The organism is Faecalibacterium sp. Marseille-P9590 (assembly GCF_017377665.1).
GTDB lineage: Bacteria > Bacillota > Clostridia > Oscillospirales > Ruminococcaceae > Faecalibacterium.
This window is the reverse complement of record NZ_JAFREF010000001.1, coordinates 221,097-235,321: the sequence shown is the minus strand read 5'-3', so window position 1 is coordinate 235,321 and position 14,225 is coordinate 221,097. Positions and strand designations below refer to the sequence as shown.

General features: G+C 49.6%; 14 protein-coding genes. 13 read left to right on the top strand and 1 reads right to left on the bottom strand.

What is annotated here, in order from left to right:
- The first annotated feature begins 70 nt into the window (after positions 1–70).
- From rplU to J3349_RS01185, 4 genes are all read left to right on the top strand, one after another.
- Positions 71–382: a 50S ribosomal protein L21 gene (gene rplU / locus J3349_RS01200; protein ID WP_015563947.1), complete on the top strand. Its 312-nt coding sequence runs from the start codon at positions 71–73 to the stop codon at positions 380–382.
- A gap of 17 nt (positions 383–399) precedes the next feature.
- Positions 400–651, top strand: coding sequence for a 50S ribosomal protein L27 (gene rpmA / locus J3349_RS01195; RefSeq protein ID WP_015563948.1), 252 nt, complete (start codon positions 400–402; stop codon positions 649–651).
- 196 nt (positions 652–847) lie between these two features.
- Positions 848–2,131, top strand: a complete 1,284-nt coding sequence (gene obgE / locus J3349_RS01190; protein WP_158394617.1) for a GTPase ObgE — start codon at positions 848–850, stop codon at positions 2,129–2,131.
- A 184-nt stretch (positions 2,132–2,315) separates the two neighbouring features.
- On the top strand, positions 2,316–2,720 hold the full coding sequence (locus J3349_RS01185) for a ribonuclease III domain-containing protein (protein WP_158394616.1): 405 nt from the start codon (positions 2,316–2,318) through the stop codon (positions 2,718–2,720).
- A gap of 118 nt (positions 2,721–2,838) precedes the next feature.
- Here the strand turns inward: J3349_RS01185 and J3349_RS01180 are convergent, their stop codons facing one another.
- The gene (locus J3349_RS01180) at positions 2,839–3,042 is read right to left on the bottom strand and encodes a hypothetical protein (RefSeq protein ID WP_158394615.1); all 204 of its coding nucleotides are present in this window, start codon (positions 3,040–3,042) and stop codon (positions 2,839–2,841) included.
- Between the two features lie 107 nt (positions 3,043–3,149).
- Here J3349_RS01180 and J3349_RS01175 point away from each other — a divergent pair, with 107 nt between their 5' ends.
- From J3349_RS01175 to J3349_RS01135, 9 genes are all read left to right on the top strand, one after another.
- On the top strand, positions 3,150–4,694 hold the full coding sequence (locus J3349_RS01175) for an RsmB/NOP family class I SAM-dependent RNA methyltransferase (RefSeq protein ID WP_207676161.1): 1,545 nt from the start codon (positions 3,150–3,152) through the stop codon (positions 4,692–4,694).
- Between the two features lie 172 nt (positions 4,695–4,866).
- Positions 4,867–5,604 carry a YebC/PmpR family DNA-binding transcriptional regulator gene (locus J3349_RS01170; RefSeq protein ID WP_015563953.1) on the top strand — a complete coding sequence of 246 codons (738 nt, stop codon included), beginning with the start codon at positions 4,867–4,869 and terminating at the stop codon, positions 5,602–5,604.
- Positions 5,605–6,320: 716 nt separating this feature from the next.
- The gene (locus J3349_RS01165) at positions 6,321–6,995 is read left to right on the top strand and encodes a sugar transferase (RefSeq protein WP_207676153.1); all 675 of its coding nucleotides are present in this window, start codon (positions 6,321–6,323) and stop codon (positions 6,993–6,995) included.
- Positions 6,996–7,096: 101 nt separating this feature from the next.
- Entirely contained in the window at positions 7,097–8,176 is a 1,080-nt protein-coding gene (locus tag J3349_RS01160; protein WP_278251781.1) for a GDP-mannose 4,6-dehydratase, read from the top strand.
- A gap of 13 nt (positions 8,177–8,189) precedes the next feature.
- The gene (locus tag J3349_RS01155; protein ID WP_207676152.1) at positions 8,190–8,732 is read left to right on the top strand and encodes a hypothetical protein; all 543 of its coding nucleotides are present in this window, start codon (positions 8,190–8,192) and stop codon (positions 8,730–8,732) included.
- 24 nt (positions 8,733–8,756) lie between these two features.
- Entirely contained in the window at positions 8,757–9,929 is a 1,173-nt protein-coding gene (locus J3349_RS01150; protein WP_207676150.1) for a galactokinase family protein, read from the top strand.
- Between the two features lie 17 nt (positions 9,930–9,946).
- Positions 9,947–10,687 carry a nucleotidyltransferase family protein gene (locus J3349_RS01145; protein ID WP_207676149.1) on the top strand — a complete coding sequence of 247 codons (741 nt, stop codon included), beginning with the start codon at positions 9,947–9,949 and terminating at the stop codon, positions 10,685–10,687.
- Between the two features lie 109 nt (positions 10,688–10,796).
- Entirely contained in the window at positions 10,797–12,134 is a 1,338-nt protein-coding gene (locus tag J3349_RS01140) for a hypothetical protein (protein ID WP_207676148.1), read from the top strand.
- Complete coding sequence (locus J3349_RS01135; RefSeq protein ID WP_207676147.1) at positions 12,127–13,674, top strand: hypothetical protein; 1,548 nt, start codon at positions 12,127–12,129, stop codon at positions 13,672–13,674. Before J3349_RS01140 ends, J3349_RS01135 begins: the two co-directional genes overlap by 8 nt.
- Positions 13,675–14,225: the final 551 nt, after the last annotated feature.

The window sequence follows — 14,225 nt, the reverse complement described above, 5'->3', positions numbered from 1 at the left end:
GGCGCCTCAAATGGCCCCTGTGAGGGCCTGCCTTTACGACCAGCGAGTACAACGAAAAGGAATGAACAAAATGTACGCAATCATTGTTACCGGCGGTAAGCAGTACCGCGTGGAGCAGGGCGACATCGTCTACATCGAAAAGCTGGACGTTGAGGCCGACTCCGAAGTGAAGTTTGATCAGGTTCTCGCTATTGGCGAGGAGGGTTCGGTCAAGGTTGGCGCTCCTGTTGTTGAGGGCGCTTCCGTTTCTGCCAAGGTCATCAAGAATGGCAAGGGCAAGAAGCTGAACATCATCACCTATCGCGCAAAGAAGCACAGTGCTCGCCGCATGGGCCATCGTCAGCCCTTCACCAAGGTTGAGATCACTGCGATCAACGGCTAAGTAGGAGGTATATTACAATGGCACATAAAAAGGGCGTAGGCAGCACCAAGAACGGCCGTGATTCTGCGGCTCAGCGTCTGGGCACCAAGCGTGCAGATGGTCAGTTCGTTCTGGCCGGCAACATCCTCGTTCGTCAGCGCGGCACTCACATCCAGCCGGGTGAGAATGTCGGCAAGGGCAGCGATGATACCCTGTTTGCTCTGGTCGACGGCACCGTTCGTTTCGAGCGCGTGGGCAAGAGCGGCAAGAAGTGCAGCGTCAAGCAGTAACTTCTTTCTAAAATCTGCAACACAGAGAGCCGGACCCTCGTGGCCCGGCTCTTTTTGATGAATTTCTTCTTCCTCGATTAGGCTCCCCTATTAGGGGAGCTGGACGCGCCAAAGCGCGGACTGAGAGGTTATTTTCAAATAAAAGCGCAGAGAATAAGCGCTGAGAAGAATTTTTTCTGAGAACAGGAGGGCCTGTATGGCAGCACAAACCAATTTTATCGACATCGCCACCATCTGGCTCCATGCCGGAAAGGGCGGCGACGGCGCAGTGAGCTTCCATCGTGAGAAGTTCGTGGCCGCTGGCGGCCCGGACGGCGGCGACGGTGGCCGGGGCGGCGACATCATCTTCGTCGTGGACGACCACCTCACCACTCTGATGGACTTCCGTTATAAGCGCAAGTACACCGCCGACGAGGGCGGCAAGGGCGGCGCAAGCCTCTGCCACGGCAAGAATGCCGAGAATCTCGTCATCAAGGTGCCTCTGGGGACGGTCATCAAGGACGCAGAGAGCGGCCTTGTCATCGCTGACCTGTCCGACCACACCCCCGTCACCATCGCCAAGGGAGGACGCGGCGGCTACGGCAATGCACACTTTGCTACCCCCACCCGCCAGATCCCCAAGTTTGCAAAGCCAGGTATGCCCGGCGAGGATATTCAGGTGACTCTCGAGCTGAAGCTCATTGCGGATGTGGGCCTCATCGGCTTCCCCAACGTGGGCAAGTCCACCCTCATCTCTACCATCAGCGCCGCAAAGCCGAAAATTGCAAACTACCACTTTACCACGCTGGTGCCGACGCTGGGCGTCGTGTCGGTGGGTGAAGGCGCAAGCTTCGTCTGCGCCGACATCCCCGGCCTCATCGAGGGTGCCAGCGAGGGCGTCGGCCTGGGCCACGACTTCCTCCGCCATGTGGAGCGCTGCCGTCTGCTGCTGCACGTCGTGGACGTCTCCGGCAGCGAGTGCCGCGACCCCATCGAGGACTTCGAGCAGATCAACGAGGAGCTGGCAAAGTTCAGCCCGGCTCTGGCCGAGCGTCCCCAGATCGTGGTGGGCAACAAGTGTGACCTTGCCACCGAGGAGCAGATCGACACCTTCCGCAAGTATGTGGAAGAGAAGGGCCTGACTTTCGTCCCCATCTCCGCCGCCACCATGCAGGGCGTCAGGGAGCTTCCGGGTCTGGTCTACAACCGCCTGAAGGATATTCCCGCCGTCCCCGTGTTTGCCCCCGAGTACAAGAAGCCCGAGGCAAAGGCCGGTGGCCGCGAGTTCACCATCAAGCGGATGGAGGCTCATGTCTGGAGCGTGGATGCACCCTGGCTGGAGTATATCCTGGCCGGCAGCAACGTGGACGACTACGAGAGCCTGCAGTATTTCCAGCGCCAGCTGGGCGAGAGCGGCATTCTGGACGCTCTGGTGCAGAAGGGCGTGCAGGAGAACGATACCATCCTCATCGGCGAGTATCAGTTCGATTATATTTTCTAAGCAAGAGCTTTTGCGGGATAGACCTCTCCGTCATTGCTTCGCAATGCCACCTGTCCTAGCGAGGAGAGGCCTTGGCATTTCGTGAAGCTTTCCCTCTTCGCCAGAGGCTCCCCTCGGTAGGGGAGCTGTCGAGCGAATGCGAGACTGAGAGGTTGAGCAAAGAAGAAGCTTTAAGAGGTATCCTATGAACGAACCCGAAAAGATCGACCCCCGGGAGCTGAGCCCGCTGGCATTGGCCTTCGTGGGCGACAGTGTGCTGGAACTTCTGGTGCGGCAGCGGCTGGTGGAGCACCACCGTCTGTCGGCGGGAAAGCTCAACGCCGAAAAGGTCAAATACGTCTCGGCCCGGGCGCAGTTCCGGGAAGAGCAGCTGTTGGAGCCGCTTTTCACCGAGGACGAGCTGGCTGTCTTCAAGCGGGGCCGCAACGCCAGCAAGGCCAGTGTGGCCAAACACGCCTCCCCGGAGGAGTACCGCGCGTCCACCGGCTTCGAGTGCCTGCTGGGCTGGCTGTATCTGAACGGCCAGCTGAGCCGGGTGCATGAGCTGTTCGAGACGCTGTGGCAGTCGTTCGACCCCAACGAAAAATAACCGGAACACGCGAAAGCCCACTGCTTTCCGCACTGGGAAACAGTGCAAAGAGAGCAGTGGGCTTTTTGTTGTCCCGCCAGATGGTCCGTTCGGGCGGGGCGGCGCTCAGCGCAGAGGCTTAGCGGCTGTTGCGGGCGGAGTTGTGAGCCGAGTTCTTGCTGCCCTCGTCGTCGGCACCCTTGGTGTACTGGTTGGGGTGCTTGTGCTCGTTGGTAGCAGAGTTCTGGCTGGAATTGGTGTTGCGGTTGGTGCTCTGATTGCTGGTGCGGTTCTGAGTCTGGTTCTTGCAGTTGGTGCTGCGGTTCTCGCTGCGATTTTCCATCGTATCGTCGCTCCTTTCGATTTCGGGAGGTGTTCTGTGCTCCCTGCCCATAGTTTGACCGGCTGCGGCGGCTTTATGCACCGCAGCCCGAAGGAGGTCTCATAAAAATGTCTGCCGAATATTTTGAAGCCCGGGAACGCGCCCTTCTGGGTGAGCGATACGATACGCTCTACGCTGCCCCGCAGGAGACAGCGGCCCGCGGCGTGACCGTCTCTGCCCTCCGCACTACGCCGGAAGAATTTGCGGCCCGGGCAGACTTCCCGCTGCGGCCCTCGCCCTTCTGCAAGGCGGCGTTCGTGGTGGAACAGCCCGACTTCAAGCCGGGCCGCCATCCCTACCATCACGCAGGCGTCTTCTACTCGCAGGAGCCATCGGCCTCGTCGGCAGCTCCGCTGCTGGGCGTCAAGCCCGGGATGCGGGTGCTGGATCTATGTGCTGCCCCCGGCGGTAAGAGCAGCCAGCTTGCCGCCGCTCTGCAGGGGCAGGGCCTGCTGGTGAGCAACGAATATGTCGCGGTCCGTGCAGAGATTTTGAAGAGCAACCTCGAGCGGATGGGCGTGTCCAACGCCGTCGTGCTAAACGAGACGCCCGCCCGCATCGCGGCGGCACTGCCGGAGTTCTTCGACCGCGTTCTGGTGGATGCGCCCTGCTCCGGTGAGGGGATGTTTCGTAAAGAGCCTGCCGCGCTGGCCCAGCACTGCGAAGCGCTGGTGAAGCAGTGCGCAGAGCTGGGCGCGGACATCCTCGACAGCGCCGCTGCGGCCCTCGCGCCGGGCGGCGAACTGGTCTACTCCACCTGCACCTTCGCGCCGGAAGAGGACGAGGGACAGGTGGCCGCATTCCTGCAGCGTCACCCGGAGTTCACGCTGGCCGATGTGCTGGGCAATGTGGACCATCCCTTCGGCAGCGAGGGTGAGGCCAACCGCACCGGTGGTCTGCCGCTGGATGTGAGCAAGGTGCGCCGCATCTGGCCCTGTCAGGGCGGTGAGGGCCACTTTATGGCCCGGCTCGTCAAAGCCGGTACGCCCCGGACTCTGCCGGCTCCCGGCGAGTACACCCCCGAAGAGCAGCTCTGGCTGGCCGCTGCCGCCGAAGCAGGCAAAAAGGCCAAGGGCAGCAAACCACAGAAGGCTGCAAAGCCTGCGGATGCCCGCAGCGCCCGGCGCGAGAACAGCCGGGCTTGCCGAGAGGCTGTGCAGGGCCGCAGTTCCCGCAGCCGGGACGCTGGGGCAGGGGATGCATCGCCCGCCCAGAGCCTCGCTGCATGGCGGGAATTTGCGGAGGAATATTTCCCGGAGCTGGCAAAGCGCCCTGCCGTGGTGCATGGCGGCGGCGTTCTGCTGCCGGCGGCTTTCCCGCAGACGAATCTTCACGTTTTGCGTGCAGGCGTCTTCGTGGGCAGCGTGCAAAAGGGGCGCTTCGTGCCGGAACATCATCTGTTCACGGCTTTCGGCGCGCTCTGCCAGAACCGTGAGGAACTGACCCTCGCCGACTCCCGAACCGTGGAATATCTCTCTGGCCGGGAGATAGAAGCTCACACCGCTGCCGATGGATGGTGCTGTGTGACGGTGGACGGCTGGCCGCTGGGAGGCGGCAAAGTGTCCGGCGGCAGGGTCAAAAACCATTATCCCAAGGCACTTCGTCTGCTGTAAAACGTAGTTTTTGGCAGAATAAACCGGAAAACCATCGGTACAAGGCTTGAACGCCGATGGCTGTTGTGATAAAATAATAGAGTTAGATTTTGTGTGCTGCCACAATGCGGGCGACCACAGCCCGTCTGCCCGCAGGCGGAGATCACTGATAAAATACAGGAGGCTCTTTCCCATGTCTGGACATAGCAAATGGAACAATATCAAGCGCAAGAAGGAGAAGACTGACGGCGCAAAGGCAAAGGTCTTTACCAAGATCGGCCGCGAGATCAGCGTTGCCGTCCGTACCGGCGGCCCCAACCCCGCTTCCAACAGCAAGCTGGCTGACCTGATCGCCAAGGCAAAGCGTATGAGCGTGCCGAACGATAACATCCAGCGTATCATCAAGAAGGCCGAGGGCGGCGATAAGACCGAGTACGAGGCAATCACCTACGAGGGTTACGGCCCCGGCGGCGTTGCGGTCATGGTAGAGACTCTGACCGACAACCGCAACCGTACCGCTGCTGACCTGCGCCACTACTTCGATAAGAACGGCGGCAATCTGGGCGCTATGGGCTGCGTGGGCTTCCTGTTCAGCCAGAAGGGCGTCATCGACATCTCTCTGGAAGACAAGGATGCCGACGAGGCTATGATGGACGCCCTGGATGCCGGTGCTGAGGACTTCGATGCAGGCGAAGATGCCGCTGAGATCACCACCGACCCCGAGAACTACTCCGCTGTCGTCAAGGCAATGGAGGAGAAGGGCTACGAGATCCTCTCCGACGATCTGGCTATGGTCCCCATGACCACCACCCGCCTGACCGACCCCGATCAGCTCAAGCTGATGGGCAAGCTGCTGGATGCTCTCGAGGATAACGATGACGTCCAGAATGTCTGGCACTCTCTCGAGAACGAAGAGGACCTGCCGGAATAATGCTCTACAAGTCTGAATAAGGACGTAACAAAGCCGCTTTTTGTGCTGCGAGGCACAGAAAGCGGCTTTGTTGTTTGATAGTGGCTCCTAATATTGGGAGTGTCTGTAAAAGATAAAAACGCTTTTTGCCGCTTATTTACAATTCTGGATCTATTGCAAGCTTAGACGGTGGCTGTTAGACAAAAGCTGTTCAAAAAATCATTTATAGCAATTCAACTTTGTAGAACAAAAATAGAACAAGGCAAAGAGGGTGACAAATCGGCGGCTATAGAAAGGGTATATGTTTGAGGAGGAAAACTATTGAAGTAATGGTAAAATTATGATAAAATTGGTCGAGGAATAAATCATAATATGAAAATAGGCAGGGGTTATGGCTCTGAAAGAAAAAAGCTCAGAAAAACGATAAAAACAGAATGAAATCTCAAAGTAAAAGGGGTTGACTTTTGCAGAGTGCATGCAGGAGTCTATTAAAGTTGTGCGAAACTGAAAGATGAAAAAAGAAATCGCGATTTCAAAAGTGTTGATGGAATGACACATTGAATATGAAATGCCTTTGGTCAAAATACCGGAGAAAAGGTATTTCAGATGTGTCCATAAAAGCTCTGGTGGTCGTCATGCTCGAAAAGCTCCGTTTATGCGGTAGTCGAGCGATTTTAGCGGGCAGAGATGAGCGGTGAGGCAGAGCAAAACATCGAATCGTAAGTGAGGTATGCGGAATGTCAGCAAGTGTGGTTGAAATTGAAAAGCCGGTCGTCATCGACCGAAAGCAGAATCTGCGGGAACATCGGTTATATTGGGTCGGACGCCGGACGCAGGATGTGGTCTTATCGGCACTGGCGCTGGTGGTGTTGTCGCCGGTGATGCTGGCAACAGCTATCGCTATCGTGGTAGATGACCCTTCTGCCGGGCCTATTTTTTCGCAGGAACGCATTGGACGAGATGGCAAACCGTTCAGGTTCTACAAGTTTCGTTCCATGTGTCCGAATGCGGAAGCAAAACTGGACGACCTTCTGGACCAGAACGAGATGGATGGTCCTGTGTTCAAGATCAAGGACGACCCCCGCATTACCCGTGTGGGTAAATTTATCCGCAAGACCAGCATCGATGAGCTGCCCCAGCTCTGGAATATCCTCAAGGGAGACATGAGTATTGTGGGCCCCCGCCCGGCACTTCCCCGCGAGGTGGAGCAGTATGGGGATTATGAGAAGCAGCGTTTGTATGTGACGCCGGGCCTGAGCTGCTATTGGCAGATCGCTCCGCACCGCAATGACCTCTCTTTTGAGGAGTGGATGGATTTGGATGTGAAGTATGTCAAGGAGCGCAGTTTCTGGGTGGATTGGAAGATTATTTTTAAGACCTTCAAGGTGTGCTTGCTGGGGCATGGAGAATAAAAAGACAGGCCTGCGTATGGATTGTGGTTGCAATCTGTATACAGGCTTGTTGCCGTATAATGAAATAAGTGGGGGATTCAACAAGGGAGGATAAGAAAATTATGATGGAAAATAAAACAAAAATTGATCTGAAAAACAAGAGCGTTTTTATCACGGGTGTAGCGGGATTCATTGGCTCCAACCTTGCGAAGCGGCTGCTCTCCACGATGGAGGGGGTTAAGGTCGTGGGTCTGGACAACATGAACAATTACTATGACGTGCGCCTGAAAGAAGCACGTTTGAAGGAACTGGAGCGGTTTGAAAATTTCAGCTTCGTAAAAGGTAATCTGGCTGATAAGGCTGTGATCAAATCTATCTTTGAGCAGTATAAGCCGGAAATTGTGGTGAACCTTGGCGCGCAGGCTGGCGTTCGATATTCCATTACAAATCCTGATGCCTATGTGGAAGCAAACCTGATTGGCTTCTATAACATTCTGGAAGCCTGCCGCCATTCTTATGATGATGGCCATACTCCGGTGGAGCATCTGGTTTATGCATCCAGTTCTTCGGTCTATGGCAGTAATAAGAAAGTGCCTTACAGCACGGATGACAAGGTTGATAACCCGGTATCTCTGTATGCGGCCACTAAGAAATCCAATGAGTTGATGGCTCATGCCTACTCGAAGCTGTATAACATTCCTTCCACCGGTTTGAGATTCTTCACAGTATATGGCCCTGCTGGTCGCCCGGATATGGCGTACTTCGGCTTTACCAACAAGCTGCTGAAAGGCGAAACAATTCAGATTTTCAACTACGGTAACTGCAAGCGTGACTTTACTTATGTGGATGATATTGTCGAGGGCGTTGTCCGTGTGATGCAGGGTGCGCCGGAACGTAAAAATGGTGAAGATGGTCTGCCCGTTCCTCCGTATGCAGTTTATAACATCGGCAACCAGAACCCGGAAAATCTGCTGGACTTCGTACAGATTTTGCAGGAAGAACTGATCCGTGCTGGTGTCCTGCCGGAAGATTACGACTTTGAAGCACACAAGAAACTGGTTCCGATGCAGCCTGGTGATGTACCTGTGACCTATGCAGATACCAGTGCGCTGGAGCGTGACTTCGGATATAAGCCCTCTACCAGTTTGCGCGAGGGCTTGCGGAAGTTTGCTGAGTGGTATGCAAATTTTTATAAGATGTAACTGGAGGACGCAAATGAAAGATTCCGTCTTTTTGAGCTATCCAAAGCCTTATTTAGAAAAGCAAAAGCAGTTTATAGAAAAAGTTGTCAGTTATTTAGAAAATAGAGGGCTGCAACCAAGAACATTAGGCGTGACGGATTATGATATGGATGCCCCACTAATAGCAATAAGAAGATTGTTGCTGGAATCAAATGGATTGATAGCAATCGCATTCAGAAGAAGCTTAATTGTGAAAGGAACGGGAAAACCGGATAGCGATATAGGCGAAAATGCGTACGATTTGACAAATCAGTGGCTGACGAGTCCATATTGCCAAATTGAACCAGCGATGGCTTTTCAGTTGGGACTACCGGTATTAATTATAAGAGAAAAGGGCGTAGTAGAAGAAGGCATATTAGAAAAAGGTGTGCTGGGCGTTTATATGCCAGAATTTGATTTGGATAGTGATATAGACGCGTACTTTGCATCTAAAGAATGGACACAAATAATTCAAAAGTGGGAAGGCTATGTCCGATGTGTTGTTGAAAAGAAAGGGCAGCCGCCAATCTTATACTGAATTTGTTGAGGATAGAAAAGTCTGATGAAGTGTGTTGAGGTTTACAAGGAATTATATCATCAAGAACCGTTTGATGTGGCGTTCTGCCCGTACCGCATCAGTCCACTGGGTGCGCATATCGACCATCAGTACGGAAAAATCAATGGATTGGCAATCGACAAGGGAATCCACATGGCCTACCACCCGAAGCAGAACGGTGTTGTGGAGTTGCAGTCCTTGAACTTCCCAAAGCGCGCCCAGTTCTTTGTGAGTGCAGTGCCGGAAGAAAAACAGGGTGACTGGGCTGATCATCTGCGTGGTGCTGCAAAGATGCTGGGAGAAAAGTACCGCCTGAAAGTTGGTCTGTCGGGCATCATCGAGGGTAGTCTGCCGATTGGCGGTTTGTCCTCGTCGGCTTCGGTCATTATTTGCTTTTTGTCTGCATTGTGTAAAGTGAACGGCATCCATCTGGAGCCGATGGAGATGATTCTCACGGCAAAGGCGGCGGAAAACCAGTATGTTGGTGTCTCCTGCGGAAAACTCGACCAGAGCTGCGAGGTACTTTCTAAGAAAAATCACTTGCTATACCTTGACACGAAAGACGATAGTTATGAACTGATCCCCACCAGTGAGAAAATGAAGCCTTATAAGGTAGCAATTTTCTTCTCTGGCTTGGAGCGTTCTTTGAAAAACTCTAAGTACAATCTGCGGCAGGATGAGTGCAAGGCAGCGGCCTATGCACTGATGGGCTATGCAGGGATGGACTACGATACCTTTGCAAACACCCGCCTCCGTGATGTACCGTTTGAGGTCTTTGAAGCCTATAAAGACCGCCTGCCCGAACTGTGGCGCAGACGCGCAGAACACTATTACAGCGAGTTCGCTCGTGCCGAAAAGGGTGCAGAACTGTGGCGTAAAGGTGATTTGGAGGGGTACGGTCAGCTTGTTTTTGAAAGCGGAAAATCCTCTATTTACAGCTATGAGTGTGGTTGTGATGAACTGAAAAAGCTGTATGAGATCATGGTTGATACCGATGGCATCTACGGTGGCCGCTTCTCTGGTGCGGGCTTCAAAGGCTGCTGTATGGCACTGATCGACCCGGACAAGACCGAAGATATTGAAGCAAGGGTCACAGCCGAGTATCTGAAAGCGTTCCCCGCACTGGATGGAAAGTATAGCTTCCATCTGTGTGAGAGCGCAGATGGCGTTGAGTTGTAAGAGGGGAGTACATATAGATGAAATGTTTGATTTTGGCAGCGGGCTATGCTACACGGCTTTATCCGCTGACTGAGAATGTTCCGAAACCGCTTTTGAAAGTGGGCGAGAAGTCCATCCTTGATTGGCTGGTGGATGATTTAGTAGATACCACCGATATTGACGAATTTGTGGTGATTTCCAACCACAAGTTCGCACAGCATTTTGAGAACTGGAAGAACAATAAGCAAAAGACACGGCCTTATGAGATTACTGTAATCGACGACGGTACAAGCACCAATGAAACTCGTTTGGGTGCAGTCAAAGATATTCAGCTGGCGGTAGAAAAGCTGAATTTAGCTGATGATTTGCTGGTTATGGCTGGCGACAATGTGCTGGATTTCAGCCTTTCCAAGTTTGTGGAGTTCGCAAAGGAAAAGAATACCTCCTGTGTGATGTGCCACGAGGAAAATGAACTGAAAAAGCAGCAGAAAACGGCAATCATCACGTTGGATGGCAATGACCTGATTACCAGCTATGAGGAAAAGCCGAAAGAGCCGAAAGGAAATCTGGCTGTGCCGCCGTTCTACTGCTATCGTGCCTGTGATGTAAAGCGGATTCAGGAAGCACTGGACAATGGCTGCGGTTATGACGCACCGGGCAGCTTTGCGGCCTGGTTGAGCAAGCAGACCCCGATGCACGCTTATGTTATGCCGGGTAAGCGGTATGACATTGGCGACATTAACAGCTATGAGTATGTGAAAAAAGCGTTCTCAGAATAGGAAGATAGAGTAAAGGTGTGATGGGTGACACAGTGATTTATTAATCAAAAATGTATAAAGTGGAAGAAGAGTGTGCGACATAGTCAAAAAGACAGGGAGGAATAAGAACATGGATAAATTGCGGATATTTTTAAACTCCAAAATTGGGTGGATTATGGAAGTACTGATTACCGTAACAATTCTGTTCACGAGTTTGTTCTTACCGACTGCATTTGTTGATATGGCTGTATCAGTAACGATTATTTTAATGGTTGTTGGTGTCTATGCAATATATGGATTTTTCTTCAATAAAGAGAAGAGAACAGCGTATGGCTTTTTGCTGTTTAATATATTTTTGTCAATGATGTTTGCCAATAGGTTATATATTTACGATAATCTGGTACACATTTTTCCGATTATTGATCAAGTGGATAAGGGAGCTTGTGTTCTTGCGGTTTTCTTGTTGGTAACATTTGTGTTTACCCTTGTAAAAGTTTCCCAAAAAATAGGTGAAATAGCAAAAGAAGAAAAAATTGTTGAAGAAAATGAAAAACAAAACCAGTGCGAACTTGAAAATCAACGGAAACAGAAGAATGAAAATTATGTAGCCAATGAAAAAGTTCAACAAGAATGGAAAAAGGAAAATGAAAACTTAAAAGGTAGAACAGATGTTGATAGCACAAAGTTGGCAACATCTATGAAAGCAAGCACATTTTACTATGTTGTGAGTGTAATTGTAATGCTGCTAATTATAGTGGCTCTTTCATTTTTTCTAATATTTAAGGTTAATGGAATGCCTTTAGACAAGATGAAAGCAAACCCAATGGAGAATGCGACTACTGTTTTCATCTACGGAATTCTTTTTTTAATGGTAGCATTCGCTGTAGTATTTGGCTTTCTGATTTTACTGACCTTTTCAAGCTATTTGGTTCGTAAAGTATTGCAATTTGTAAATGAATTGAAAAATCCACAAAAGGAAAAAGATGAAGAAAACGGAATTCCATTATATGTATTAAGCGTTTTTGTGGTGTTGGCTCTTTTCTATTTATCCTATAAAATGGGGAAATTTACCATTGATGATTTTACGAATTTTGCGATTGATGGAAAATATTTAGCATATCCATTACTGCTGATTCTAATTATTACAGTGTTTGTGCTCCTGCTGTGGATCGTTCATGGAATGCTTGCTTTAATAAGTACAATCAATGGTAAATCAATAAAGGAAAAGTTTAAAAGCATAGAAGAAGAAATTTGTTTGGGAGAAAATTGCAAAGAAATTATAAAAGCACTGTTTGACTATGTATTTATGACAATCCTTTCCATCCTTAGTTTTTTATCATTTATTCCCAGCTATTTTACCGCTATGGCAAATTTAGCAAATGTGACGATTTTGACGAAAAAAGAAAAATCAAAGGAAGAAAGAAAGAACAGTGAATCTCACGAAGAGGAGGAAAACAAAAATGAGTGAAAATGACGCCAAGAAAAATAAGCATCGTTTTAAAGATATTGAAAAAACTTCTCGTGAGAGCAATGAACAACAGGTTTTGACTGTGGCGGCTTTTTGCTTTGCAATTGTTTCGTGGATGGCAACAGCAAGAGGTTTGCAGGCAGATGTTTTCTCAGGTGGAGCTGAAGCAACTTTGATTTCGTTCGGAGTTCAAAGCATTCTTTTTGTATTCAATCTTAGGCTTCCATTCCTTATTGAAAAAATTGGAGAATCAACGCCTAAAGAAGAACGTAAAGTAAATCGAAAAGGGAAATATAAGTATACTTTTGCGCAGAAAATCGCGATTGTTTTTTATGCTCTGGTGCTGATTACATCTTCATTCTTTTCGTTTGTGTATATCGGAAATGAATTGGTATATAAACATGATACGGGTTACGCGGATGATAACACAGTATTGATGAGCTTTTATAGGAATCAGTTGAATGAGGCGGAAAAGGCGATAGATGAGAACCTAAGAGTTTTGCCATTGCGTGCGAGTAATAAACTGTCCAATTTACAGATTAAAATGAGCGAGGCAGGACTGATTGAAAATTCACAATCGGTGAACTTGGAAGCTTTAAATGCAAAGAAAAGCGACATCATCAAAGTTGTTAAAGAAAAACAAACCGCCTTTGAAAATGCGGAAAGAGAATACAATCAGGCAAAAACGGATTATGAAGATGCAAAGGCAACAAGATATTGGAAATCAGATGAATTTGAAGACGCAAAAACGAACTTGGAAGAAAAGAACAGGGTGTACACTGCAGCCAAGAACGAACTGACACAGGCGCAAAATGACCTTATGGATGCAGAAGATGCAGTAACGAATTATAAACCGTCTAGTGGAAGTTTGGTAATGGAAATGCTGGTTGAGTTTTTGAAGCCGAACTTTAACATAAATGACATGAATAAACACATGGAAGACCTTGTTGACTACGTTTTGAGCATTGGAGAGGGCGAGCAGATACCGAGTAATTATGCCGAGATTGTTGAAACTGTTTTAGAAATTAATAATGTACTCGATGATTATTCGCGTTTGAAAAATGCAGATGATAGTGAAAGTGCCGAAGAAAAAATCAAACAATTGAAAATTGATGTAGAGGAAAAATTGACAATACCAAATCCACAAGAAGATGACTTTGAAAACACAAAAACAATGTGGGTAGCAGAGTGGAAGACACGGCTAGAGAATTTAAGAGAAATTGTTTGGCGTATTCCCTCGTATTCAGGGGAAGAAATAGCAGCTTTTAGTGCGAGTGGCATTGAAATAAATAAAGATGCGCTGGAATATGATTCGACCGATATTTCTAACAAAATTGATCGCTTGGAGAGAAACAAACTGACAGATATAAATGTCATGGAAAAAGTTTGTCTTTTGATAAGTGGAAAATATCCATTGACTGCGATTGTCGCCCTTCTTATTGCAATAGAGTTGGACATGATTTCTCTGCTAGTAGGAGTTGTTATCTACTGGATGAGTAAAGTTAGTAAGGGTACCGATAAAGAAATAGTATTGACTTAAAATAGGAGGATATAAAATGAAAAACTACAAAATTGCTGTAGCCGGAACTGGGGCTAGAGATATAATAGGGTCAACCAAGAAAACCTACGATAACTAAAGGGTTTTGACGGCTCGACTCGTTCAACAAAAGTGTTTATTTGCTGATAGGAAGCGGAGAAGCTGAAATCCAAATGTTATATGTGGGAGGTTTTGGCGCAGCTCTGTTTTGACCCACAAAATGAGCAGCAAGTAAAAAAATAAGGAGAACGAATCGAGCCTACGGTGGATTGCCATTGAGTGATCCGCCGTGGGGAGTGTGAAATAATATGGACAACCAGAGAAAAGCCTGATTTCATGCGGGTTTGCGCGGCTTGACCTTTTCACCTCAACTTGTTTCTGCTTGCCATGGTGCGTTAGGACCAGCGTGTTTTCAGGGGTTAATGGCTTCTGGTTGCGCTCTATACTTAACCCACCACAGCGAAAGCTGATAGAGCAGAAAACAGAATAAGGAGGTACGAGGACAAGCCTGCGTATAGATTGTTGCTGCAATCTGTATACAGGCTTGTTGTTGT

What these genes read in the sequence shown, in the direction of transcription:
- rplU (WP_015563947.1), top strand. Translation starts at nt 71, where the DNA reads ATGTACGCAATCATTGTTACCGGCGGTAAGCAGTACCGCGTGGAGCAG.
- rpmA (WP_015563948.1), top strand. Translation starts at nt 400, where the DNA reads ATGGCACATAAAAAGGGCGTAGGCAGCACCAAGAACGGCCGTGATTCT.
- obgE (WP_158394617.1), top strand. Translation starts at nt 848, where the DNA reads ATGGCAGCACAAACCAATTTTATCGACATCGCCACCATCTGGCTCCAT.
- J3349_RS01185 (WP_158394616.1), top strand. Translation starts at nt 2,316, where the DNA reads ATGAACGAACCCGAAAAGATCGACCCCCGGGAGCTGAGCCCGCTGGCA.
- J3349_RS01180 (WP_158394615.1), bottom strand. Translation starts at nt 3,042, where the DNA reads ATGGAAAATCGCAGCGAGAACCGCAGCACCAACTGCAAGAACCAGACT.
- J3349_RS01175 (WP_207676161.1), top strand. Translation starts at nt 3,150, where the DNA reads ATGTCTGCCGAATATTTTGAAGCCCGGGAACGCGCCCTTCTGGGTGAG.
- J3349_RS01170 (WP_015563953.1), top strand. Translation starts at nt 4,867, where the DNA reads ATGTCTGGACATAGCAAATGGAACAATATCAAGCGCAAGAAGGAGAAG.
- J3349_RS01165 (WP_207676153.1), top strand. Translation starts at nt 6,321, where the DNA reads ATGTCAGCAAGTGTGGTTGAAATTGAAAAGCCGGTCGTCATCGACCGA.
- J3349_RS01160 (WP_278251781.1), top strand. Translation starts at nt 7,097, where the DNA reads ATGATGGAAAATAAAACAAAAATTGATCTGAAAAACAAGAGCGTTTTT.
- J3349_RS01155 (WP_207676152.1), top strand. Translation starts at nt 8,190, where the DNA reads ATGAAAGATTCCGTCTTTTTGAGCTATCCAAAGCCTTATTTAGAAAAG.
- J3349_RS01150 (WP_207676150.1), top strand. Translation starts at nt 8,757, where the DNA reads ATGAAGTGTGTTGAGGTTTACAAGGAATTATATCATCAAGAACCGTTT.
- J3349_RS01145 (WP_207676149.1), top strand. Translation starts at nt 9,947, where the DNA reads ATGAAATGTTTGATTTTGGCAGCGGGCTATGCTACACGGCTTTATCCG.
- J3349_RS01140 (WP_207676148.1), top strand. Translation starts at nt 10,797, where the DNA reads ATGGATAAATTGCGGATATTTTTAAACTCCAAAATTGGGTGGATTATG.
- J3349_RS01135 (WP_207676147.1), top strand. Translation starts at nt 12,127, where the DNA reads ATGAGTGAAAATGACGCCAAGAAAAATAAGCATCGTTTTAAAGATATT.